The organism is Paraburkholderia sp. RL18-101-BIB-B (assembly GCF_046026985.1).
In the GTDB taxonomy this organism is placed as follows: domain Bacteria; phylum Pseudomonadota; class Gammaproteobacteria; order Burkholderiales; family Burkholderiaceae; genus Paraburkholderia.
The window spans coordinates 1-23,567 of record NZ_JARESV010000007.1; the positions used below are offsets into that span (position 1 = coordinate 1).

Genomic DNA, 23,567 nt, shown 5'->3' on the forward strand with positions numbered 1-23,567 from the left:
CTGACGCTTCAGTTCCTGCTCGGCCTTATCGACCAGCGCCTTGTCGTAGTAACGGCCTTGCGACAAACCCACGGCGCGCAGCGCCTTGGTCAGGTTTTCCTTGTCGAACTCATGAATGCCGGCGAAGTCGATCGTGCCGATGGCCGGACGTTCCAGCACCTGCACGATGACGACGTTGCCTTCGGTCGCGATCTTGACGTCGTTGAAGAAGCCCGTGGCATACAGAGCGCGAATGGCTTCCGATGCCTTGTCGTCGCTGAAGGTGTCGCCTTGCTTGATGGGCAGATAGGCGAACACGGTACCAGGTTCGACGCGTTGCAATCCCTCGATCCGGATGTCTTGCACCACGAAGGGCGTCGTTGCGTGAGCAACCAGCCCATGCGCGGCGAATGCCGCGGCTATAACCGTCTTTGGAACAAAGCGATGAGGTTTAAACAACGTGCTTCCCCAGTGTGTATAGCTGCATCAGGTCGGGCGGTCGCCATCGTGAACGCCGCCGAACACTTTAAAAATGGATTAAACGAGCCAGATCGTTGAACAGCGCGATCGCCGACAATGCGACGATGCAGGCGAGACCCGCCCTCTGAAAAACGAGTTGCCAGCGATCGGAGACAACTTTACCGGTCACAGCTTCAACCAAATAATATAACAGATGACCCCCGTCCAATACCGGAATTGGTAACAGGTTCAGTACACCAAGGCTAATACTGACAAGGGCCAGGAACGACAGGAATGCAGAAGGACCTAGACGTGCGCTCTTTCCTGCGTAGTCGGCGATCGTCACCGGACCGGAAAGATTTTTCAGCGACGCCTCGCCGACCACCATCCTGCCGAACATGCGCACCGAGTACACCGCGAGATCCCACGTGCGGTGCGCACCCAACTGCAAGCTTTCAATCGGACCGTAATGCACATCGATCGACGGCACTTGCGTGGCCAGTTCCGCGCCGATGCGGCCGATCTGCTGACCTGTCGTTTCATCACGCTGTGCCTGCGGCACGATGCTCACGTCTTCGAGCTTGCCCGCCGCCTTGCCGCCACGCTCGACCTGCAGCGTCACCGCTTTGCCGGCGTGCGATTTTACATAAGCGATGAAGGCCGTGGCGTTGTCGGTCGGAATGCCGTCGACGGCACGCAGACGATCACCCGCAGCCAGCCCGGCCTTTTGCGCCGCGCTACCCGGTTGCACACCCGCGACCGTCAGCTTGCCACCGCCCGGCTCGAAACCGAGATGCGACATGAAGTCGTCGTCGACGTCTTTCTCGCCGAGGCCGCGCAGATCGAGCTGGAAATCCGACGTGCCGTGCGCATCTTTCGCGCTCAGCACAACGCGCTTGTGATCGAATGCCGCACCCAGCAGCTTCCAGCGCAGGTCCGACCAGGAGCGCACGGGCTCGGACTCGCCGGCGTTCTCGGCACGCACGGCCACGATCGTTTCGCCGCCCTCGAAACCGGCAATGGCCGCGGGCGTATTCGGCGAGGGCGCGGCGACCACCGCCGCCGGCTCCGTCACGCCGGTGGCGAAGACGAGCGCGAACAGCACGATGGCCAGCAGGAAGTTCGCGACCGGACCGGCCGCGACAATCGCAAAACGGCGCCACACGGACTGCCGGTTGAACGCATGCGGCAATGCTTCAGCGGGGATCGGCTCGGTGCCGGTCTCGCGCTCGTCGAGCATCTTCACATAGCCGCCGAGCGGCAGCGCGGCAATGGTCCATTCGGTGCCCGTCTTCGGGCTCACCCATTGGAACAGCGGCTTGCCGAAGCCGATCGAAAAACGCAGCACCTTGACGCCGCACAGACGCGCCACGCTGTAATGCCCGTATTCGTGGACGACCACGAGTACGCCAATCGCGACCGCGAAGGCGAGCAGTTCGATCAGCAGGTTCATGTGCGCCTCACTGGACGGCGCGTTCCGTTCGACGAGCGCCGTCGGGCAGACGCGCGATGAATTCGGCAGCGGCGCGACGCGCGGCGGCATCCGCTTCGATCACGTCTTCGAGCGCGTGCGCGCTGCGGTTCGGCAACGCGTTGAGCACCGCGTCGACCACCTGGGCAATCGTCATGAAACCGATCTGGCGCGCGAGGAACGCTTCAACCGCGATTTCGTTCGCGGCGTTCAGGGCCGCGCTCGCGAGGCCTCCCTCAGCCAGTGCCTTGACTGCAAGGGCAAGACACGGAAAGCGCGTGTAATCCGGCTTCTCGAACGTGAGCGACGCGACCTGCAGCAGATCGAGTTGCGCCACGCCCGAATCGACGCGATCCGGAAACGCCAGCGCGTGCGCGATCGGCGTGCGCATGTCGGGATTGCCGAGCTGCGCGAGCACCGAGCCGTCCGCGTACGACACCATTGAGTGGATCACGCTCTGCGGGTGAATCAGCACCTCGATGCGCTCGCCCGGCAAACCGAACAGCCAGTGCGCCTCGATCACTTCGAGGCCCTTGTTCATCATGGTGGCCGAGTCGACCGAAATCTTTCGGCCCATGACCCAGTTCGGATGCTTACAGGCTTCTTCCGGCGTGACGTCGACGAGCGTGGCCGGTTCGCGCGTGCGAAACGGGCCGCCCGACGCGGTCAGAATGATCTTGGAGACGCCGCCGTGCAGCGCGGCTTCGCGCGGCAGGCATTGGAAAATCGCGTTGTGTTCGCTGTCGACCGGTAGAAGCACGGCGCCGTTGTCGCGCACCGCGTCCATGAAGATCGCGCCGGACATGACCAGCGCTTCCTTGTTGGCGAGCAGGATGCGTTTGCCGGCGCGCGCGGCGGCAAGACTCGGCGCAAGACCGGCCGCGCCGACGATTGCCGCCACCACCGTGTCGCAGCCGTCGCTCTTCGACACGTCGACGAGCGCCTGCGGTCCGTACGTGACCTCGGTCTTGCAACCCGCTGCGCGCAGTTTAGCCGCGACGCTCGCGGCCGTGTCGGCGTCGCCGACCACCGCGACTTCGGGCTGAAAGCGCAGGCATTGCTCGACGAGCTTGTCGCCGTTGCGATGCGCGGAGAGCGCATAAACCGAAAAACGCTCGGGATGACGCGCGACGACGTCGAGCGTGCTGTCTCCAATCGAGCCCGTGGAACCGAGCAATGTCAGACGTTTTTGCATATCTCTTTCTCTAGCCGAGCAGCAGCATGGCAAGCGGCAGCACCGGCAACAAGGCATCGATGCGGTCGAGCACGCCGCCGTGCCCCGGCAACAGGCCGCTTGAATCCTTCACACCGGCCTGGCGTTTCATCATCGATTCGAACAGGTCGCCCACCACGCTGAATGCCACCAGCAGGGTCAGCGCGAGCAGCGTGCGCACGGCGCCCCAATGCGCCAGCAGCGCAGAATACAGGGTCGGCTCGAACGCATGCAAAAAGACCGCCGCCGCCGCGACGATCATCACCACCAGCCAGCCGCCGATCGCGCCCTCCCAAGTCTTGCCCGGACTGATGGCAGGCGCCAGCTTGTGTTTTCCGAACGCTTTTCCAGAGAAGTATGCGCCGATATCGGCCAGCCATACCAATAGCAGCAGCGACAGCACGAACGGCACGCCCTGCATGCGCGCGGCGACGAGAGCATGCCAGCACGCGACAAATACCACAATGCCGGCAAGAAACAGAAAGGGACGCCAGGCGCCCTGCGCGAGCGTGGGCTTGCGCAGCAGCACGAACGGACCGGCGATCACCCAGAAAATAGCAGCGGCCTGAAATAGCGGCCGCGCCTCTTCGATCCCGGCGCCGAGGCGCGTGCTGGCGACCAGCGCCACCGCGGCCACCAGCGCGTAAATGACCGGGCCCGCGCCGCCCAGCTTGAGCAGGCGCGCCCACTCCCATGCGGCGAACACGACGACGAAGGCGATCAACGCGCCGAATGCGCCCACCGGCGCGAACAACGTGACCGGCAGGAACACCGCCAGCAGGATGATCGCCGTGATGACACGGGTTTTTAGCATGGAAGCGAATCGACGTTTTGCGATTGCGGCTCGAGTTGAGCACTGGTGCGGCCGAAGCGGCGTTCGCGCTCCGCGTACGAAGCGATGGCATGGCCGAGCGCGTCGGCGTCGAAATCCGGCCAGAACGTGTCGGTGAAGTAGAACTCGGTGTAGGCGAGCTGCCACAGCAGGAAGTTGCTGACACGGCGCTCGCCGCCCGTGCGGATGAAGAGATCCGGCTCCGGCGCATAAGCCATGGACAGGTGCTCGGCGAACGATTCCTCGGTCACCTCGACCGCCTTGCCCGCCAGCGCCGACTGTTCGGCGAGCTTGCGGGTGGCCTGCATGATGTCCCAGCGGCCGCCGTAATTCGCGGCGATTGTGAGCGTGAGACGGGTATTGCGCGCGGTCTTGGTCTCCGCGCGCCTGATCAGGTCGCGGATGCGCGTATCGAAGCGGGACAGATCGCCCACCACGCGCAACCGGATGCCGTTCGCGTGCAGCTTGCCGATCTCGCGCTCCAGCGCGGTCACGAACAGGCGCATCAGGAACGACACTTCGTCGTTCGGACGACGCCAGTTTTCCGAGCTGAAAGCGAACAGCGTCAGATATTCGACACCCTGACGGGCGCACGCCTCGACGGCCGCGCGCACTGCGTCGACGCCGCGCGTATGGCCCGCCACGCGCGGCAAGCGCCGCTGGGTGGCCCAACGGCCGTTGCCGTCCATGATGATCGCGATATGTCGCGGCACCGCGGCGACATCAGGCACGCGCACGGTTGAGCTGGTATAGGTCATGGCCGTCGGGACAGTGACTGCAAATAAAAGAAGTGGAAACCTGAAAGTGCTGAGCCGACCGGCCTCAGACCGTCATGATCTCGGCTTCCTTCGTCACGACGAGCTTGTCGATTTCGGCGACGAACTTGTCCGTCAGCTTCTGAACGTCGTCACCTGCACGACGCTCGTCGTCTTCCGAAATTTCCTTGTCTTTCACGAGCTTTTTCAGTTGCTCGTTAGCGTCACGGCGCAGGTTGCGCACTGCGACCTTGGCCGTTTCCGCTTCGCTCTTGACCACTTTGGTCAGTTCGCGGCGGCGTTCTTCCGTCAGCGCGGGCATCGGCACGCGGATCACGTCGCCTTGCGTGGCCGGGTTCAGACCCAGGTCCGACTCGCGGATCGCCTTTTCGACGACCTGCACCATCTTCTTTTCCCACGGCTGCACGCCGATCGTGCGTGCGTCGATCAGAGTCAGGTTCGCGACTTGCGAAATCGGCACCGGCGAACCGTAGTAGTCGCACTGGATGTGATCGAGCAGGCCCGTGTGCGCACGGCCCGTGCGGATCTTCGACAGGTCGTTCTTGAACGCGTCGATGGAGCGCTGCATCTTTTGTTCAGCGCCCTTCCTGATATCAGCCACAGACATTTTTAAACCTCCGAACCTTCAAAACGGTGCGAGCCGGCCAGCGCGCGCAAGATGCGGCGGCCCGGGCTCGCGCGAAAGCCCACGTTATGTGAACGAGAGTTTACACGTGGACGAGGGTACCCTCGTCCTCGCCTTGTACGATGCGCTTGAGCGCGCCCGGTTTGACGATCGAAAACACCCGGATCGGCAGTTTCTGGTCGCGGCACAGCGCGAACGCCGTGGCGTCCATCACCTGCAGATTGCGGCCGATCGCCTCGTCGAAGCTGATCGTGGTGTAACGCGTCGCGCTCGGGTCCTTCTTCGGGTCGGCGGAATACACGCCGTCCACCTTGGTGGCTTTCAGCACGACTTCCGCGCCGATTTCCGAGCCGCGCAACGCGGCGGCCGTGTCGGTCGTGAAGAACGGGTTGCCGGTGCCGGCCGCGAAAATCACGACTTTGCCTTCTTCGAGCTGGCGAATCGCGCGGGGCCGGATGTACGGCTCGACCACCTGGTCCATGCGCAGCGCCGATTGCACGCGCGCCTCGATGCCGGCGTGGCGCATGGCGTCCTGCAGGGCCAGCGCGTTCATCATGGTGGCCAGCATGCCCATGTAGTCGGCTGTGGCGCGGTCCATACCCGCCGCGCCGCCCGCGACGCCGCGGAAAATATTGCCGCCGCCGATCACCACGGCCAACTGCGTTCCGAGACGGACCACTTCGGCCACGTCCGCCACCATTCGTTCGATGGTCGCGCGATTGATGCCAAAGGCATCGTCGCCCATCAGAGCTTCACCGGAGAGTTTGAGCAGGACGCGTTTATAGGCAGTGGGCATAGGGGTATCCAGATCGCGCAGAACAGGGCAACAACAAGGGACTAATGTAGGGGTGAAATGCTGATTCGGGCAAGCGTCGCCAAATTGACGAACCCTGGGGTTCGCCAGCGGCGGCTGCGCGGCGAGGGTCAACCCGCGCGCAGCCTTGCGGCGCTGCCGACCGCGGCAAAGTCTTGCTCCGCCGCGGGTCCAACGATATTGCAGTGAAGCTTGGGTGAGACTTATTGTTGCTTTGCAGCAGCGACTTGAGCGGCGACTTCAGCGGCGAAGTCGTCCTGCTTCTTCTCGATGCCTTCGCCGACCACGAACAGCGCGAACTTCTGCACGCTCGAGTTGCCAGCCTTCAGCATCTGTTCGATCGTCTGCTTGTCGTTCTTAACGAACGTCTGGTTCAGCAGCGACACTTCCTTCAGGTACTTCTGCACGCTGCCGTCGACCATCTTGGCGACGATTTCAGCCGGCTTGCCCGATTCGGCGGCCTTCTGTTCAGCAATGCTGCGTTCCTTGGCGATCAGATCCGCCGGCACGTCTTCCGACGACAGCGACACCGGCTTCATCGCGGCGATGTGCATCGCAACGTCCTTGCCGACCTGCTCGTCCGCGCCGGTGTACTCGACCAGCACGCCGATACGCGTGCCGTGCAGGTACGCCGCCAGCTTGTTCGAGGTTTCGAAACGCACGAAACGGCGGATCGACAGGTTTTCACCGATCTTGCCGACCAGTGCCAGGCGCACTGCGTCGACGGTCGAACCGTCCAGCGGCAGTGCCGCCAGCGCTGCGACGTCAGCCGGGTTTTGCGTGGCGACCAGCTCGGCGACTTGCTTCGAGAAAGCCAGGAAGTCGTCGTTCTTCGAGACGAAGTCGGTTTCGCAGTTCAGTTCGACCAGCGAACCCGCGTTGCCACCGATGAACGATGCGACCACGCCTTCAGCCGTCACGCGCGACGCTGCCTTGCTGGCCTTGTTGCCCAGCTTCACGCGCAGCAGCTCTTCAGCGCGCGCCATGTCGCCGTCGGCTTCCGTCAGCGCCTTCTTGCATTCCATCATCGGCGCGTCGGTCTTTGCGCGCAGTTCTGCAACCATGCTTGCGGTAATTGCCGCCATCATTTGCTCCTTGAGTTCCGTCTGTCACACGCCGCCCGGACTTCGATGCCGGCGGCAAGAATTCGTTTCAGCGTTGACCGTACTTTTTTACGGAGAACGCCTCGGGCACTGCTTCGGACACTGCCGGCAGCGCCCCATCACAATGTCGCGGCTTAAAAAAAGGGGGCCTGTAGAAAGCCCCCTTTTTTGCCGGACACGGGGCAGCTTTACGCTTCCGAGTTGACCTCGACGAACTCGTCGCCGTCGCCACCACGTGCAGCTTGCACCACTTCGTTGACCGCGTTCGCACGGCCTTCGACGATCGCGTCAGCCACGCCAGCCGTGTACAGAGCGACAGCCTTCGAAGCGTCGTCGTTACCCGGGATCACGTAGTCGATGCCTTCCGGCGAGTGGTTCGTGTCGACCACGGCGATGACCGGAATGCCGAGCTTGTTCGCTTCGGTCACGGCAATCTTGTGGTAGCCGACGTCGACCACGAAGATCGCGTCCGGAATGCCGCCCATGTCCTTCACGCCGCCGATCGACTTTTGCAGCTTGGCCATTTCGCGTTCGAACAGCAGCGCTTCCTTCTTGCTCATGCGTTCGGTTTCGCCTGCTTCCAGCGCTGCTTCCATGTCCTTCAGGCGCTTGATCGAGACCTTCAGCGTCTTGAAGTTGGTCAGCATGCCGCCGAGCCAGCGCGCGTTGACGAACGGCATGCCAGCGCGTTGTGCTTCTTCAGCGATCGTGTCGCGCGATTGACGCTTCGTGCCGACGAACAGAATCGTGCCGCGATTGGCTGCCAGTTGACGCGCGTACTTCAGCGCGTCGTTGTACATCGGCAGCGTCTTTTCGAGGTTGATAATGTGAATCTTGTTGCGATGACCGAAAATGAAGGGGGCCATCTTCGGGTTCCAGAAGCGCGTTTGGTGACCGAAGTGGACACCGGCTTCCAGCATTTGACGCATGGTAACTGCCATGAAAATCTCCGCGAGGGTTGGGTCTTAAGCCGGCTGCCGTATCGGCCGCGTTGCCATAAATCTCTCTGGCTGAACGCGGCGGACACCCTGGGTGCGCCGGCTTGCGAGTCTGCTGCCTTGTTGCTTCCGCTTTCGCTTCTGCATTCACCTCATAGCGCAGGCAACCGGCGTTATGAGAAGCCATTCTTGCCGCTTTTTTGTCCACATGGACGAATAAAGTAAGACAGAGATCGACTTAGCCAAAGATTATAGCACGCGACTATTGCACGACTCAACCTGCCCGGTAGTCCTGCTCACGGCCGCCGGGTTGCACCCGCGCGAGCGCCGCCCGCCTCGAACGAGCCCGCCGGGGAGCCAGTGAAACGCGCCGGCCCCGTCGCAAAAGGCTGCGGCAGCCGGAATATGGTGCGATAATCCCGCAATAAATCGCATTTCAGGCCCGACTCATGGCTATTACGCTCAAAAACGAACACGATATCGCGCAGATGCGCGTCGCCTGCAAACTGGCAAGCGAAGTGCTCGACTACATCACCCCGTTCGTTACGGCCGGCGTCACGACCGGTGAACTCGACCGTCTGTGCCACGAATACATGCTGAAGGAACAGGGCACGGTTCCGGCGCCGCTGAATTATCAGCCGCCCGGCTACCCGCCCTATCCGAAAGCCACCTGCATTTCAGTCAACGACGTGATCTGCCACGGCATTCCCGGCGACAAAACGCTGAAGAACGGCGACGCGCTGAACATCGACGTGACCGTGATCAAGGAAGGCTATTTCGGCGACACCAGCCGTATGTTCATCGTCGGTGAAGGCTCGATCCTGGCCAGGCGCCTCGTACAGACCACTTTCGAATGCATGTGGCTCGGCATCGACCAGGTGCGCCCGGGCGCGCATCTCGGCGACATCGGCTACGCGATCCAGAAACATGCGGAAGACCAGGGCTACAGCGTGGTACGCGAATACTGCGGCCACGGCATCGGCACGGTATTCCACGAAGACCCGCAGATCCTGCACTACGGCCGCCCCGGCACCGGGCTCGAATTGCAGACCGGCATGATCTTCACGATCGAGCCGATGATCAACGCCGGCCGCCGCGACATTCGCACCATGCCGGACCAGTGGACCGTCAAGACCAAGGACCGCAGCCTGTCGGCGCAGTGGGAACATACCATCCTCGTCACCGAAACCGGCTACGACGTGCTGACCGTGTCCGCCGGCACGCCCGCGCGTCCGCCGGTCGTCGCGGCCACGGCCTGACCGACTTCCGACCTCACCGCCTCCCTGCCAATGAGTAGTGTTCCAGCCGTCGCCCAATCCCCTGCCACGTCGCTCAAGGCGGAGTACAAAGTGGCCAAAGCCCAACTGCTGGAACGCTTCAAGACGGCCACCAACGTCGACGCGTTGATGGCCTCGTTGGCGCGTGCCACGGACGACTCCCTGCGCGCCGCCTGGAACACCTGCGAGCTGCCGCCCGAACTGGCGCTGGTAGCGGTAGGCGGCTACGGGCGCGGCGAACTGGCGCCGCATTCCGACATCGACATTCTGGTCCTGCTGCCCGACGCGCCGATCGAGCATCTCGAAGCGCGCATCGAACGCTTTATCAGCCTCGCCTGGGATTTGGGGCTGGAGCTCGGCAGCAGCGTGCGCAGCGTGTCGCAATGTCTCGAAGAAGCCGCCAACGACGTCACCGTGCGCACCTCGCTGCTCGAGGCACGGCGCATTACCGGCAGCGCCGAGCTGTTCGACGACTTCGCGAAGCGTTACCGCGAAGCGCTCGACCCGAAGGCCTTCTTCCAGGCCAAAGTGCTGGAAATGCGTCAGCGTCACGCCAAATTCCAGGACACGCCCTACTCGCTCGAACCCAATATCAAGGAAAGCCCGGGCGGCCTGCGCGATCTGCAACTGATCCTGTGGATCACCCAAGCGGCCGGTTTCGGCAGCAGCTGGCGCGAACTCGAGGCGCGCGGCCTGATCACCGAGCGCGAGGCGCGCGAACTGCGCCGTAACGAGAGTTTCCTGAAAGCGCTGCGCGCCCGGCTGCACGTGATCGCCGGCCGTCGTCAGGACATCATGGTGTTCGACCTGCAAACGGCGGTGGCCGAGAGCTTCGGCTATAAGCCGACCGCCACCAAGCGTGCGAGCGAACAGCTCATGCGCCGCTATTACTGGTCGGCCAAGGCTGTCACGCAGCTCGCCACGATCCTGATCCAGAACATCGAAGCGCAGCTCTTCCCCAGCACGAGCGGCATCACGCGCGTGCTGTCGGATCGCTTCGTCGAAAAGCAGGGCATGCTGGAAATCGCCAGCGACGACGTGTTCCAGCGCGAGCCGAACGCGATCCTAGAGGCCTTCCTGCTGTACGAGCAGACGCCCGGCGTGAAAGGCCTGTCGGCGCGCACGCTGCGCGCGATCTACAACGCCCGCGACGTGATGGACCAGCACTGGCGGCGCGACCCGGAAAACGGTCGCCTCTTCATGGACATCCTGAAGGAGCCGGCCGGCATCACCCACGCGCTGCGTCTGATGAACCAGACCAGCGTGCTGGGGCGCTATCTGCTGAACTTCCGGCGCATCGTCGGACAGATGCAGCACGATCTGTATCACGTCTACACCGTCGACCAGCACATCCTGATGGTGCTGCGCAATCTGCGCCGCTTCGCAGTGGCCGAACACGCGCACGAATATCCGTTCTGCAGCCAGTTGATCGCCAACTTCGACCGGCCGTGGGTGCTGTACGTGGCGGCGCTGTTTCACGATATCGCCAAAGGCCGTGGCGGCGACCATTCCACGCTCGGCATGGCCGACGCGCGGCGCTTCTGCCGCAATCACGGAATCACGGGCGAGGACGGCGAACTGGTGGTGTGGCTGGTCCAGCAACATCTGACCATGAGCCAGGTCGCGCAAAAGCAGGACACGAGCGACCCGGAAGTCATCAAGCGCTTTGCCGAACTGGTCGGTACCGAGCGCCGCCTCACGGCGCTCTATCTGCTGACCGTGGCCGACATTCGCGGCACCAGCCCGAAAGTCTGGAACACGTGGAAAGGCAAGCTGCTGGAAGACCTGTACCGCGCCACGCTCGCCGTGCTCGGCGGCGCGCGGCCGGATGCGCATTCGGAACTGAAGTCGCGTCAGGAAGAAGCGCTTGCGCTGCTGCGCCTCGAAACCGTGCCGGAAGGCGCGCAAAAGGCGCTGTGGGACAAGCTCGACATCGGCTATTTCCTGCGTCACGACGCGGCGGATATCGCGTGGCAAACGCGTGTCTTGTACCGCCACGTGGAAACGCCGACGCCGATCGTGCGGGCCCGTCCGTCGCCGATCGGCGAGGCGCTTCAGGTGCTGGTGTACGTGAAGGATCAGCCGGATCTGTTCGCCGGCATTTGCGCGTATTTCGATCGCAATGGCCTGTCGGTGCTCGATGCGCGGGTCAGCACGACCCGTCACGGGTACGCGCTCGATAATTTCCTCGTCGCGCATACCGAAGAAGACGTGCATTATCGCGATATTGCCAATCTGGTCGAACAGGAACTGACCGCCCGCCTCACTGGTGACGGCACCCTGCTTCCGGGACCGTCGAAAGGCCGTTTGTCGCGGCTGTCGCGGACCTTCCCTGTTACCCCGCGCGTCGATCTTCGGGCCGACGAGCGCGGCCAATACTACATCCTGTCCGTGTCGGCGAACGACCGGCCAGGCCTTCTTTATTCGATCGCGCGTGTGCTGGCCGAGCATCGGGTCGGCGTCGCTTCGGCGCGGATCAATACGCTCGGCGAACGCGTCGAAGACGTGTTCCTGCTGGATGGACACGGTCTGTCGGACAACCGCCTGCAAATTCAGGTCGAGACCGAACTGCTGCGCGCGATCGCAGTGTGAGATTTCATGCGAGTCAAATTAACAGCCAAGCACCCGCGGCCGGCTTCGTCCGAACGCGCCCCTGTCCGTACCGGCAGCACGTCGGCGCGTAAGCCGACGCGCCCGGCGGGCCCCAGGCCGGCGACGCCGGGATCGAGCGGGGCGCGGGGTGAAGGCGCTGGCGCGGCGGGCGGCGGCAAGCGACCGGCTGGCGCCGGCAAACCGGCTGGTTCTGGCGCACGTACTGCGCGTCCTGCAAGGGCTGAAGGATCGTTTTCGCGCGAGCGGGACGCTGGCGGCGCGCATCGCGCGGCGTCCGATCGGCCGCCGCGTCGCGAGGGCGCGGGTGGTGCGCCGCGCCGCTTTGAAGGTGGCGGTGATCGTGCGCCGCGTCGGGATGACGGTGAGCGCACGCCGCGTCGATTTGAAGGTGGTGGTGATCGTAGCGAACGCGCGCCGCGTAAGGCCGAGGGTGAACGGGGTCCGCGCCGGTTTGAAGGCAGTGGCGACCGCGCCCCGCGTCGGGACGCTGGAGAACGCGCACCGCGTCGATTTGAAGGTGGCGCGGATCGTAGCGAACGCGCGCCGCGTAAGGCTGACGGCGAGCGTAGCCAAGGCGCGCCGCGTCGTTTTGAGGGAAGTGCGGACCGTACGGGTAGCGCGCCGCGCCGTTTTGAAGGCGCAGGCGATCGCGTTGAACGGGCTCCGCGCCGCTTCGAAGGTGGCGGTGAGCGCGGCGAACGGGCTCCTCGTCGGTTCGAGGGCGGTGGTGACCGCGCCGATCGCGCGCCACGCCGGTTTGAAGGTGCGGCCGATCGAGGTGAACGTGCGCCGCGTCGCTTTGAAGGCGGTGCCGACCGCGGTGACCGCGCGCCGCATCGTGAAGCCGGTGCCCGAACGGAAGGTGCGCCCCGCCGTTTCGAAGGCAGCACGGATCGCAGCGAACGCGCTCCGCGCAGCTTTGGTGATCGCGCCCCGCGCCGCGACGACGGCGAACGCCGTCCGTTCAGCGGTGCTCGTCCAGGCGCAGGCCGTCCGTCGGAAGGCGGTCCGCGTGGCGAGCGACCGGAGCGCCGTGAACGCGACGCATCCGACCGACCGCGCTTCGGCAGCGACCGTGGCGCTCCGCAAGAGCGCCGCGCCGGCGAGCGTGGGCCGCGCAGCGACAGCGCGCCGCGCCGTTACGAAGGCGAACGCGGTGCATCCGAACGTGGCGAACGCAGCTTCGCGAAGCCCATCAAAACCGGCTACGGCGACCGCGACCGGGCAGACCGTCCGGCACGCGCTCCGCGCGACGACCGCGGCGAACGCGCCCCGGCCAAACGCGAATTCGGCGACCGTCCGGCGAGCGGCGCTGAACGCACCGAGCGCACCGACCGTGGCGAACGCCCGGCCCGCAGCTTCGACAAGACGCTGCCGGCCGCCGGCCGTCGCTTCGGCGACGAGCGCCCCGCGCGCGCCGACAAACCGCGCGGCCCGGCCCGAGCCGAACGCGGCAGCGAAACCGATGCCGTTCCGCGCACGCCGCGTCGCGACTACGAAGACGCGCCAGGCACGCTGCGCCTGTCCAAGCTGATGTCCGAACTCGGCCTGTGCTCGCGCCGCGAAGCCGACGAGTGGATCGAAAAAGGCTGGGTGCTGGTGGACGGCGAGCGCATCGACACGCTCGGCACGAAGGTTCGTCCGGACCAGCGCATCGAAATCGACCCCGCCGCCGAAGCCGCGCAAGCGAGCCAGGTGACAGTGCTGATCCACAAGACGGTGGGTTTCGTCTCGGGTCAGGCGGAAGACGGCTATCAGCCGGCCATCACGCTGGTCACGCCGGAGAATCGCTGGGAAGGCGATCGCTCGGACATCCGCTTCTCCGTCTCGCATTTGCGCCAGCTTGCGCCGGCCGGCCGTCTGGATATCGATTCGACGGGCTTGCTGGTGCTGACGCAGGACGGCCGCATCGCCAAGCAACTGATCGGCGGTCATTCCGAGATCGACAAGGAGTATCTGGTGCGCGTGGCGTTCGGCGAGCACACCACGGACGTCGAAAGCCACTTCCCGCCGGAAAGCCTGGCGCTGCTGCGCCACGGCCTGTCGCTCGACGACGTGCCGCTGAAGCCCGCCCAAGTAAGCTGGCAGAACGGCGAGCAGTTGCGTTTCGTGCTGCGCGAAGGCAAGAAGCGGCAGATTCGCCGCATGTGCGAACTGGTCGGCCTCGAAGTGATCGGCCTGAAGCGCGTACGCATGGGCAGTGTGATGCTGGGCGCGCTGCCGCCGGGCCAATGGCGTTATCTGGCGCCGGACGAGTCGTTCTGAAGCCGGGCGTCTGAAGACGCTTCGGCGCTTGCAACAAAAAACCCACGCTTTCGCGTGGGTTTTTTTATCCCTACATCAAGCCAAAGCAGCGCAAGCCGCCTCAATCGTCGCTATTCGGATCCATATCCGGAAACAACACTTCGGTGAAGCCGAACTTCGCGAAATCGTTGATCCGCATCGGATACAGCTTGCCGATCAGGTGATCGCACTCATGCTGCACGACGCGCGCGTGAAAGCCCTCTGCGACGCGGTCGATCGGCTTGCCGTATTGATCGAAGCCGTGATACTTGATCATCGAAAACCGGCTCACCGCGCCGCGCAGACCCGGCACCGAGAGGCAGCCCTCCCAGCCCTCTTCCATGTCCAGCGAGACCGGCGTGATGGTCGGGTTGATCAGCACCGTTTCCGGCACCGGCGGCGCGTCCGGATAGCGCTCGTTGTGCCCAAAGCCGAAGATCACCACCTGCAGATTGACGCCGATCTGCGGCGCGGCGAGGCCCGCGCCATTGGCGTCGTGCATGGTCTCGAACATGTCTTTGACGAGTTCATGCAACTCGGGCGTGTCGAAGTGATCGACCGGATCGGCAATGCGCAAAAGGCGCGGGTCGCCCATCTTGAGAATTTCGCGGATCATAACTGCCCCTCCAGGAGCTTACGCATACCATCTTCGTCGAGTACGGGGACGCCGAGTTCCTCAGCCTTCGCCAACTTGCTGCCCGCGTCGGCTCCCGCCACCACATAGTCGGTTTTTTTCGATACGGAGCCGGCCACTTTCGCGCCGGCCGCTTCCAGCATTTCCTTCGCCTCTTCGCGGGCGAGGCTCGGCAAGGTGCCGGTCAGCACGACCGTCTTGCCGGCCAGCACGCCTTGCGGCGCCTTGGGCGCGGGCGGCCCTTCCGGCCATGTGACCTTGCCCGGCGCGCGCAACTGCTCGATCACCGTGCGGTTGTGTTCCTCGGCGAAGAACTGATGAATCGACTCGGCGACCACCGGCCCCACGTCGTTGACCTCCAGCAAGGCTTCGACCGAAGCGTCCATGATCGGATCCAGCGAGCCGAAGTGCTTGGCCAGATCCTTCGCCGTCGATTCGCCCACATGCCGGATGCCGAGCGCGTAGATGAAGCGCGCCAACGTGGTGTGCTTGCCCTTCTCGAGCGAGTCGAGCAGATTCTGCGCGGACTTTTCGGCAAAGCGGTCGAGTTCGGCGAGCGTCGCAAAACCGAGGTTGAACAGATCGGCCGGCGTGCGCACGAGATTCTGCTCGACCAGTTGGTCGATGATCTTTTCGCCGAGACCATCGATGTCCAGCGCGCGCCGCTGCGCGAAATGCCATAGCGCCTGTTTGCGCTGCGCGGGACAGAACAGCCCACCGGTACAACGCGCGATCGCCTCGTCGGGCAGCCGCTCGATATTCGAGCCGCACACGGGACATTGCGTCGGCATCACGAATTCGCGGGCGTCGGAAGGACGCCGGTCGAGCAGCGCGCTCACCACTTCGGGAATCACGTCGCCGGCGCGCCGCACGATCACCGTGTCGCCGATGCGGATATCCTTGCGGCGCACTTCGTCTTCGTTGTGCAGCGTGGCGTTCGTGACCGTCGCGCCGCCGACGAACACCGGCTCCAGCCGCGCCACCGGCGTAATCGCGCCGGTCCGGCCGACCTGCACGTCGATCGCGACGAGCTTGGTCAACGCTTCCTGCGCCGGGAATTTATGCGCCAGCGCAAAGCGCGGAGCGCGCGACACGAAGCCGAGCGCGTCCTGCTCATCGCGCCGGTTGACCTTGTAGACCACGCCGTCGATGTCGTACGGCAGGTTCTCGCGCTTTTCGCCAACGCTGTGAAAGAAGCCCAGCAAACCCTGCGCGCCCTGCACCACCGCCCGTTCGCCGTTCACCGGCAAGCCGAGTTCCTTGTACCAGTCGAGCAGTTCGCTGTGCGTGGCCGGCATCTCCATGCCTTCGAGCACGCCGATTCCGTAAGCGAAAAACGACAGCGGCCGGTGCGCGGTGATCTTCGAATCGAGCTGCCGCAAACTGCCCGCCGCGGCGTTGCGCGGATTGGCGAATTCGCGCTGTTCCGCGGCCCGCTGGCGTTCGTTCAGACGCTCGAAATCGCGCTTGAACATCAGCACTTCGCCGCGCACGTCGAGCACGTGCGGGACGCGTTTGCCCTTGAGCTTGAGTGGAATGGAGCGGATCGTGCGGACGTTTTCGGTGACGTTCTCGCCGGTCGTGCCATCGCCGCGCGTGGAGGCTTGCACGAACGCGCCGTCGACGTAACGCAGCGAGATGGCGAGGCCATCGAATTTCAGCTCGGCCGCGTAGTCGACCGGCACCGGCGGCTCGCTTGCGTTCTTGCCGAGCGCGTCGCCGACGCGCTTGTCGAATGCGACGATGTCTTCATCGGCGAAACCGTTGTTCAGCGACAGCATGGGCTGGTCGTGCACGACCGGCTCGAAGCCGCTCGCCGCCTCGCCGCCCACGCGCTGGGTGGGCGAATCCGGCACGATCAGGTCCGGATGCTCCGTCTCGATACTCTCCAACTCTTTGAACAGCTTGTCGTATTCCGCGTCAGGCAGGTCCGGCTGGTCGAGCACGTAGTACGCGTAGTTGGCGCGTTCGAGTTCCGCGCGCAGCCACGCGGCACGCTCTGCCGGGGCGTTGGTTGCGGGATGTGAGGCGGAGGTTCGGGCCATGCTGTCGGAAGGTTCGTCAGTGAAGTTCAGACATTGGATTATCGCAGGAAGCGTGCCCCTTTACATCGGCCGAATGGCCAGTTTCGACGCGTTGCGCGTCCGGTCGAGCGGCTCGCATCAGGGCGCTGCCTGAAACGACAACGGCCGCACATCGTGCGGCCGTTGGAGACACCGGTAAAACGTAAAAAATTTACTGGCTGAACAAACGCCGCGTGGCCGGCGAGCCGGCCGGGATGCCCGCCTGTTCGAGCTTCGCGTAGAGCGTCATCAACTGCTTTTCGATAGCGAGCAAGGCGGTTTCCGGCAACGGACGGCGGCCGTCGTCGACCACCCGCCCGCCGATGCGCTCGGCCAACGATTTCGCGTAGTCGCACATCAGGCGGAACGGCAGAATGTCTTCGTCGGCCACCGGCACGTCGAGCACCAGCGTGATCATCTGGCCGCCCTTGTAGGTCAGGTCGTCGCGCAGGAAGTTGGTGTCGCCGAACTGCAGCATGAACACCGGGCTCTGCTTCGCGTCGAGCTTGACGAAACGCGTGCCGTCGCGCGACAGCAGCAGGCCGTCTTGCGATGCGACCGCCTGCACGTAATTGGCGGACCACGGCGCGCCGTCGGAGAGCACGTTGATCGACAACTGCGCGTCGCACTGTGCGGCGAAACCGTCGAGCTCGCGCGCCATCGCAACCGTTTCGAGCATGTCGGGGAATTCCGGCGATGCATCCAGCGCGTCGGCAAACTGCTGCACGCCGGTCACGAACTCGGAAAACTCCAGCTCGTTAAGGGCGCCACTGCGATTGGCCAGTTGCGCGGCCGCGCGCAGCTCTTCATAGCGCGCGCCGTTTTGCAGCAACTCCCACGCGCCGCCTTCGAGCTTGCCCTCGATATGCACCGGCTTGCTACCCGCGCGGCGCAGGCGCTGCGCAAGCGGAATCACCTTGTCGCCCGCGACCGGCCCGTTCAAACGGATCGGCACGATACAGTCGATGCGGCGATCGACGATAGCCGGCGGCGCCGACGAAATCGTCGTGGCAGCGGGCAGAATCGGTTCGACCGGCTCGCCGGCCTGGCGGGCGGCTTGCGCCGCCTTACCGGCCCCGGCGGTCTCGCCACTTTCGGCTTCAGCCACGCCCTCGGCTTCCGGATAGCCGTTCGGCGTGGTCGTCTCGGCCTGGATATCGGCCGGCGTGTCGAGCGGCGCCGTTCCGGCCGCCTGGCCGCCGAACGTCGGTTCGACGCGCGCCGCCGCGGTTTGCTCCGCCGCTTCGGCGCCCACCACCGGCTCGCGGCGCGTGGTCGGCCGGGCCGGTTCGATGAACGGGCTCTGCTCCTCCTGATCGTCCCGCGCGAGGTTTTCGGCAGTATCGGCCGGCATCGGCCGCGGCATCTTGCGTCGCACCTTCGCGCTCTGCCACGCGTTGTACACGACCACGCCTCCGACCACCACGGCACCCGCGCCGATCAAACCGAGTGTCAACTCGTCCATGCATGCTCCATCAGCAATTCTTTTATCTGCGCGGCTCTGCGCCCGCTCCACGTATCGCGCGGCCACCGGCCGCTGCGCTGAACGCGGACACCCGCGAAGGCTTGGTTTAAACGATATTCTGGGCGAAACCGGCAGCCGTTTCCATGTCGACAGCAACGATCCGCGACACGCCCTGCTCCTGCATGGTCACGCCGATCAACTGCTGCGCCATTTCCATCGCGATCTTGTTGTGCGAGATGAACAGGAACTGGGTTTTGTCCGACATCGCCCGCACGAGGTTCGCGAAACGTTCCGTGTTGGCGTCGTCGAGCGGCGCGTCCACTTCGTCCAGCAGACAGAACGGCGCGGGATTCAACTGGAACATCGCGAACACCAGCGCGGTCGCGGTCAGCGCTTTTTCGCCGCCCGACAGCAGGTGGATCGTCGAATTCTTCTTGCCCGGCGGCTGCGCCATCACCTGCACGCCGGCGTCGAGAATTTCGTCGCCGGTCATGATCAGCTTCGCTTGCCCGCCGCCGAATAGGCGCGGGAACAGTTCGCCGAAATGCTGGTTCACCTGGTCGAAGGTGCCTTGCAGGAGCGTGCGCGTTTCCGCGTCGATCTTGCGGATCGCGTCTTCGAGCGTTTCGATTGCGCTGTTCAGATCGGTCGATTGCGCATCGAGGAACGACTTGCGCTCGGTCGCCGCCTTCAACTCGTCGAGCGCGGCCATGTTGACCGGGCCGAGCGCCGTGATGGCGTTGTTGATGCGCGTGACTTCGCCCTGCAGGTACGACGGCTTCATGTCCGGCGTGAGCTTGGCCTGCAACTCGGCCTCGTCGACACCCGCCGCGGCCAGTTGCTCGATGAACTGCTCGCCGTTCAAACGCGCCGCCTGTTCCTTCAACTGCAATTCGTTGATGCGGTCGCGCAAAGGTTGCAGCGCGCGTTCGGCCATGAGACGCGTCTCGTCGGCGGCACGCAGCTTGGCGGTCAAATCGTCCAGTTCGAGGCGCGCGGCGTGCAGCGCTTCTTCCTTGACGGCGCGAATATCCAGCGCGTCTTGCAGGCCGGTGTGCGCGGTCTGCTCGTTGATGGTTTCCAGCTCGGCGCGCGCATCTTCCAGCGACGCCGCGACACGCTCGCTCTGTTCGTGCGCGACCTGAATGCTGCGCTTCAGTTCGTCGATGCGGTTCGCCATGTTGCGCGCGGCAAAGCGCGCGTCGGTGGCGGCGCGGTCGAGATCGCGCGCCTGGCCGCGAGCGGCGGTGAGTTGTTCGTCGAGTGCTTCGAAGGCCAGTTGATGATCTTCGAAACGCGCCTGCAATTCGGCGAGCTCACCATCATGACGCTCGAAGTTCGCTTCCGACTCTGCCCGCATGGCACGCTGCTCTTCGATCTGCGCGGTGATCTCTTCGAGTTCCTCGCGAATCTGCGTGCTGCGCTGGGTGTAACGCTCATGCGCCTGGGTGAGCTTGAGCACGTCCATTTGCAAGGCGTGCACGCGCTGCGTGGCGCGCTCCGCCTGCTGACGCACATCGGTCAGCGCATGGGCGGCCTGCGTGTGAGCGGCTTCGGCGCGGATCGCGGCGGCCTTCGCTTCGTCGGCGAGCAAGGCTTGCGCACGAACCTGACGCGCCAGATTTTCGATTTCCTGCTGACGGGCCAGCATGCCGGCCTGCTCGGAGTCGGCGGCGTACAGTTGCACGCCGACGCGTGTCACCACATGCCCTGCCTTGACGACGAACGAGCCGCCTTCCGGCAATTGCGAGCGCATGGCGAGCGCCTGCTGCAAATCGTCGGCGACGAACGAGAGGCCGAGCCAGTCGTTCAGAACCGCACGGATGCCCGCGTCGTCGATTCGCACGAGCGACAGCAGCGGCCGCAATGCAGGCGGCGTCGCAGCCGGCTGGCCGGCTACCGGCGGCGCATAAAAGGCGAGCTTGGCGGGCGGCGCATCGGTCGCGAACGCCTTGACCCAGTCGAGGTTCGACACTTCCAGCGCGGCGAGCCGTTCGCGCAACACGGCCTCGATTGCGGCTTCCCAACCGGCTTCGACATGCAGCTTCTTCCACAGACGCGGCAGGCCGCCCAATTCGTGCTTCTCGAGCCACGGCTGGATCTTGCCTTCGGTCTGGACGTTTTCCTGCAACTGCTTGAGCGCGGCAAGGCGCGCGTCGAGCTGGTGAATCTGGGCGCTTTCCGTTTGCACGCGCTCCTGCGCGGCGCGGCGTTCGCCGTCGAGCCGCGGCAGCGTTTCCTGCGCGTCGGCCAAACGCGTTTGCGCGTCGTGCAGGATTTCCTCGTGCTCGGCGAGCTGCATGCGCAGGTCTTCGAGCTGCGCTTCGTCGGGGGCGTCGAGACCGCCCGCTTCCGACTTCAAGCGCTCGTGACGCGCCTGCAGTTGCTGCAATTGCTGATCGGCATTGCGCTGATGCGCGGCTTCGAGCTTGAGCGCCTGTTCGGTCTGCGCGATCCCGCCGCGCTCGGCGTTCAACTCCGTTTGCGCATCGCGCCAGCGCGCTTCGAGCGCGGGCATCGCGTCGTGCTTGGCGGCGGCTTCGTCTTCGGCGAGCGCGGCTTTTTCCTCGGCGACGGCCAGTTGTTCCTCGGCGTCCGCGAGATCGTCTTGCGCTTTTTGCGCCTGCGACTGCCATTGCTCACGCTGCGCGTTCAGCGCGGCGATCTGCGCCTGCACGCGATTGCGCGATTCGACGATGAACTTGATCTCGGCTTCGAGCCGGCTGACTTCCGAATTCGCCTCGTAGAGCGCGCCTTGCGCTCCCTGCATCGCGTCGCTGGCGGAGTAATGCGCGACGCGCAGCGTTTCGAGTTGCGCTTCGACTTCGCGCAGCTTCGCGGTGTGCGCTTCGAGGTCGATCTGGGCCTGCTCGATCGCGCGTTGCTGGCGTTCCTGCTCGCCGCCGGCTTCGTTCTTGCGCAACAGCCACAGAAGACGCTGCTTCTCTTCGCCGTCGGCCTGCAGTTCTTTGTAGCGCGTGGCGACCACGGCCTGCGCTTCCAGCTTCTCGAGGTTCGCGCCCAGTTCTCGGACGATGTCCTCGACCCGCGTCAGATTTTCGCGCGTGTCGTGCAGACGGTTCTCGGTTTCGCGGCGGCGTTCCTTGTACTTCGACACGCCCGCGGCTTCTTCGAGGAACACGCGTAACTCTTCCGGCTTCGCCTCGATCAGGCGCGCGATCATGCCCTGCCCGATGATCGCGTAAGCACGCGGCCCGAGGCCGGTGCCGAGGAAGATGTCCTGAATGTCGCGGCGGCGCGCCGGCAGATTGTTGATGTAGTAGCTCGAGGTGCCGTCACGCGTGAGCACGCGCTTCACGGCGATTTCGGCATACTGCCCCCACTGCCCGGCGGCACGGCCGTCGGCGTTGTCGAACACCAGTTCGACGCTGGCGCGGCTACCGGGCTTCCGCGCGGTCGAGCCATTGAAGATCACGTCCTGCATCGACTCGCCGCGCAGCTCGGAGGCGCGCGATTCGCCGAGCACCCAGCGCACGGCGTCGATGATGTTGGACTTGCCGCACCCATTCGGTCCGACCACGCCGACTAGCTGGCCCGGGACCTGGAAATGCGTAGGATCGACGAATGACTTGAAGCCAGCGAGTTTGATCGAGGTCAGACGCACGGCGATTTCGCTGTTTGAAAAGGGAAAAAATAAGTGGCTCGTGAAGGCCGCGCCAGCCGTTCGCCAACAGAGCGATACGGCCCGCGAACCCTCGGGCCTCGGATGCCGGCTTCACGCGGTGAGGCATGTGCCGGCTAATGAGGGGCAATCATACCATCGCGCGTGAGCGGTTTTTGCCGTCCTTACGGTCGTCGAGTCCGGCATCGCGTCCGTCAGCGAGACTCTCCTCCTGAATGGCCGGATCGGGCGGCATGGTCTTGGTCCGATGCACCCAACTCGACAGCGCCGAAGCCAGCACGATGCACACGCCGCCCGCCCATTCGCGCGGACCGGGCGTCTCGCCGGCGAAGAGCCACGCGGACAGCGCCGTGACCACGATCTCGAACAGCATGATGATCGACGCCCGGTTGGCCGGCACGCGCGCGAGGCCGTACTGCACCAGCATATTGTTCGACGCCAGCAGAAACCCGAGGCCGAGCACCAGCCAGGCGGCCGTGCCGAGATGCGCGCCGGTGGGCGGCGTGGGCATCGCCTCGAACAGCGAGGCATAGGCACTGAACAGCGCCGCGCCGCCAAAGATCGTCGCGGTGCGCATTTCCGGCTTCATGTCCGGCAACACGCGGCTCGTCTTGAGAATCAGCACGTTGCTCATGGCGAAGCCCATGCCGCCCGCAAGGCCTGCCCATTCGGCGAGATTGCCGGGCACGGGAATGCCTAGTTGCGGCGACCACAGCATGGTCATCGCGCCGGCCAGCGACAATGCTGCCAGACCCGCGCCAGCCCAAGTCAGCCGTTCTTGCAGGATGAAGTGCGCGAAGAGCGCGGTCCACGCGGGGGTGAGATAGAACAGCAGCAGCACGCGCATCACCTGGCCGTGAATCGAGCCCCACACGAAGCCGAGGTTGGTGATGCCCGCCGCCAGCGCGAGAGCCGGCAGCAGCCAGTGCCAGCGCACGGTCTTGAGCGCGCGATAGCGCACCAGCAGCACGAACAGGCAGCCGGCGCCGCTCGTCAGCGCGCTGGCTGCGGTGCCCGTCACACCGAGCGCCGCCAGCATGCGCAATGGATACCAAATCACGCCCCACACCGACGCGCCCAGCATGATCGCGAGCGTCGGCCAACCGTTGCGAAGCCAGTTGGTCATGGTGCGGGGCTCCTTGCGGAGGTTTTTGGGGCGTTTCTGTCGCGGACCGCGGTGCTCTTTGCGCAGGCGCTGGTGGCCTTCAGGCCGACGACCGCGACTTTCCTTGCATAGGCGCTAGTGGTGTTCCGGCCGCGCACTGCCGCTCTACTCGCAAAGGCGCTGCGGGCGTTCCGACCGAGGACCGCGGCGCTCCTGCGCCTGTTGTGTCCGGTTGTCTCCAAGACTGCTGCGTACATTGCTGCTCCTGCTTCTT

General features: G+C 64.6%; 16 protein-coding genes and 1 pseudogene. 3 read left to right on the forward strand and 14 right to left on the reverse strand.

Annotation, left to right across the window (positions count from 1 at the left end; all coding sequences use genetic code 11):
• The 9 genes from P0D73_RS13210 to rpsB all read right to left on the reverse strand — a co-directional run.
• The coding region (locus P0D73_RS13210; protein ID WP_408431609.1) for a POTRA domain-containing protein at window positions 1-438 on the reverse strand (438 nt) is incomplete at its 3' end.
• Window positions 439-505: 67 nt separating this feature from the next.
• On the reverse strand, window positions 506-1,891 hold the full coding sequence (gene rseP, locus P0D73_RS13215) for an RIP metalloprotease RseP (RefSeq protein ID WP_342960328.1): 1,386 nt from the start codon (window positions 1,889-1,891) through the stop codon (window positions 506-508).
• Window positions 1,892-1,898: 7 nt separating this feature from the next.
• Window positions 1,899-3,104, reverse strand: a complete 1,206-nt coding sequence (locus P0D73_RS13220; protein WP_408175951.1) for a 1-deoxy-D-xylulose-5-phosphate reductoisomerase — start codon at window positions 3,102-3,104, stop codon at window positions 1,899-1,901.
• Window positions 3,105-3,114: 10 nt separating this feature from the next.
• The gene (locus P0D73_RS13225; RefSeq protein WP_132373929.1) at window positions 3,115-3,936 is read right to left on the reverse strand and encodes a phosphatidate cytidylyltransferase; all 822 of its coding nucleotides are present in this window, start codon (window positions 3,934-3,936) and stop codon (window positions 3,115-3,117) included.
• On the reverse strand, window positions 3,930-4,712 hold the full coding sequence (gene uppS, locus P0D73_RS13230) for a polyprenyl diphosphate synthase (RefSeq protein WP_011488864.1): 783 nt from the start codon (window positions 4,710-4,712) through the stop codon (window positions 3,930-3,932). Before uppS ends, P0D73_RS13225 begins: the two co-directional genes overlap by 7 nt.
• A gap of 64 nt (window positions 4,713-4,776) precedes the next feature.
• Complete coding sequence (gene frr / locus P0D73_RS13235; RefSeq protein WP_012433445.1) at window positions 4,777-5,337, reverse strand: ribosome recycling factor; 561 nt, start codon at window positions 5,335-5,337, stop codon at window positions 4,777-4,779.
• A gap of 100 nt (window positions 5,338-5,437) precedes the next feature.
• A complete protein-coding gene (pyrH, locus tag P0D73_RS13240) occupies window positions 5,438-6,151 on the reverse strand; it encodes a UMP kinase (RefSeq protein WP_011488865.1) in 714 nt (237 codons plus the stop codon).
• 221 nt (window positions 6,152-6,372) lie between these two features.
• Entirely contained in the window at window positions 6,373-7,254 is an 882-nt protein-coding gene (gene tsf / locus P0D73_RS13245) for a translation elongation factor Ts (RefSeq protein WP_132373927.1), read from the reverse strand.
• 206 nt (window positions 7,255-7,460) lie between these two features.
• Complete coding sequence (gene rpsB / locus P0D73_RS13250; RefSeq protein WP_132373926.1) at window positions 7,461-8,213, reverse strand: 30S ribosomal protein S2; 753 nt, start codon at window positions 8,211-8,213, stop codon at window positions 7,461-7,463.
• Window positions 8,214-8,659: 446 nt separating this feature from the next.
• Between rpsB and map the strand changes: the two genes are divergently transcribed.
• The 3 genes and pseudogenes from map to P0D73_RS13265 all read left to right on the forward strand — a co-directional run.
• Window positions 8,660-9,469 (forward strand): type I methionyl aminopeptidase, encoded by an 810-nt coding sequence (gene map / locus P0D73_RS13255; RefSeq protein WP_408431612.1) that lies wholly within the window; start codon window positions 8,660-8,662, stop codon window positions 9,467-9,469.
• 30 nt (window positions 9,470-9,499) lie between these two features.
• Window positions 9,500-12,079, forward strand: coding sequence for a [protein-PII] uridylyltransferase (locus P0D73_RS13260; RefSeq protein ID WP_408175950.1), 2,580 nt, complete (start codon window positions 9,500-9,502; stop codon window positions 12,077-12,079).
• 1,038 nt (window positions 12,080-13,117) lie between these two features.
• Window positions 13,118-14,365: pseudogene (locus P0D73_RS13265) on the forward strand (pseudouridine synthase); the annotation flags it as partial.
• A 100-nt stretch (window positions 14,366-14,465) separates the two neighbouring features.
• On the opposite strand, the gene def reads toward P0D73_RS13265, so the two are convergent.
• The 5 genes from def to P0D73_RS13290 form a co-directional block, all read right to left on the reverse strand.
• On the reverse strand, window positions 14,466-14,999 hold the full coding sequence (def, locus tag P0D73_RS13270; protein ID WP_012433453.1) for a peptide deformylase: 534 nt from the start codon (window positions 14,997-14,999) through the stop codon (window positions 14,466-14,468).
• Complete coding sequence (ligA, locus tag P0D73_RS13275; RefSeq protein ID WP_408431614.1) at window positions 14,996-17,062, reverse strand: NAD-dependent DNA ligase LigA; 2,067 nt, start codon at window positions 17,060-17,062, stop codon at window positions 14,996-14,998. The genes def and ligA overlap by 4 nt, the downstream gene beginning before the upstream one ends.
• 190 nt (window positions 17,063-17,252) lie before the next feature.
• Window positions 17,253-18,545: a cell division protein ZipA C-terminal FtsZ-binding domain-containing protein gene (locus P0D73_RS13280; RefSeq protein ID WP_408175945.1), complete on the reverse strand. Its 1,293-nt coding sequence runs from the start codon at window positions 18,543-18,545 to the stop codon at window positions 17,253-17,255.
• Between the two features lie 106 nt (window positions 18,546-18,651).
• Complete coding sequence (gene smc / locus P0D73_RS13285; RefSeq protein ID WP_408282626.1) at window positions 18,652-22,170, reverse strand: chromosome segregation protein SMC; 3,519 nt, start codon at window positions 22,168-22,170, stop codon at window positions 18,652-18,654.
• 148 nt (window positions 22,171-22,318) lie between these two features.
• Entirely contained in the window at window positions 22,319-23,314 is a 996-nt protein-coding gene (locus P0D73_RS13290; RefSeq protein ID WP_408431616.1) for a DMT family transporter, read from the reverse strand.
• Window positions 23,315-23,567: the final 253 nt, after the last annotated feature.

What these genes read in the sequence shown, in the direction of transcription:
- rseP (WP_342960328.1), bottom strand. Translation starts at nt 1,891, where the DNA reads ATGAACCTGCTGATCGAACTGCTCGCCTTCGCGGTCGCGATTGGCGTA.
- P0D73_RS13220 (WP_408175951.1), bottom strand. Translation starts at nt 3,104, where the DNA reads ATGCAAAAACGTCTGACATTGCTCGGTTCCACGGGCTCGATTGGAGAC.
- P0D73_RS13225 (WP_132373929.1), bottom strand. Translation starts at nt 3,936, where the DNA reads ATGCTAAAAACCCGTGTCATCACGGCGATCATCCTGCTGGCGGTGTTC.
- uppS (WP_011488864.1), bottom strand. Translation starts at nt 4,712, where the DNA reads ATGACCTATACCAGCTCAACCGTGCGCGTGCCTGATGTCGCCGCGGTG.
- frr (WP_012433445.1), bottom strand. Translation starts at nt 5,337, where the DNA reads ATGTCTGTGGCTGATATCAGGAAGGGCGCTGAACAAAAGATGCAGCGC.
- pyrH (WP_011488865.1), bottom strand. Translation starts at nt 6,151, where the DNA reads ATGCCCACTGCCTATAAACGCGTCCTGCTCAAACTCTCCGGTGAAGCT.
- tsf (WP_132373927.1), bottom strand. Translation starts at nt 7,254, where the DNA reads ATGGCGGCAATTACCGCAAGCATGGTTGCAGAACTGCGCGCAAAGACC.
- rpsB (WP_132373926.1), bottom strand. Translation starts at nt 8,213, where the DNA reads ATGGCAGTTACCATGCGTCAAATGCTGGAAGCCGGTGTCCACTTCGGT.
- map (WP_408431612.1), top strand. Translation starts at nt 8,660, where the DNA reads ATGGCTATTACGCTCAAAAACGAACACGATATCGCGCAGATGCGCGTC.
- P0D73_RS13260 (WP_408175950.1), top strand. Translation starts at nt 9,500, where the DNA reads ATGAGTAGTGTTCCAGCCGTCGCCCAATCCCCTGCCACGTCGCTCAAG.
- def (WP_012433453.1), bottom strand. Translation starts at nt 14,999, where the DNA reads ATGATCCGCGAAATTCTCAAGATGGGCGACCCGCGCCTTTTGCGCATT.
- ligA (WP_408431614.1), bottom strand. Translation starts at nt 17,062, where the DNA reads ATGGCCCGAACCTCCGCCTCACATCCCGCAACCAACGCCCCGGCAGAG.
- P0D73_RS13280 (WP_408175945.1), bottom strand. Translation starts at nt 18,545, where the DNA reads ATGGACGAGTTGACACTCGGTTTGATCGGCGCGGGTGCCGTGGTGGTC.
- P0D73_RS13290 (WP_408431616.1), bottom strand. Translation starts at nt 23,314, where the DNA reads ATGACCAACTGGCTTCGCAACGGTTGGCCGACGCTCGCGATCATGCTG.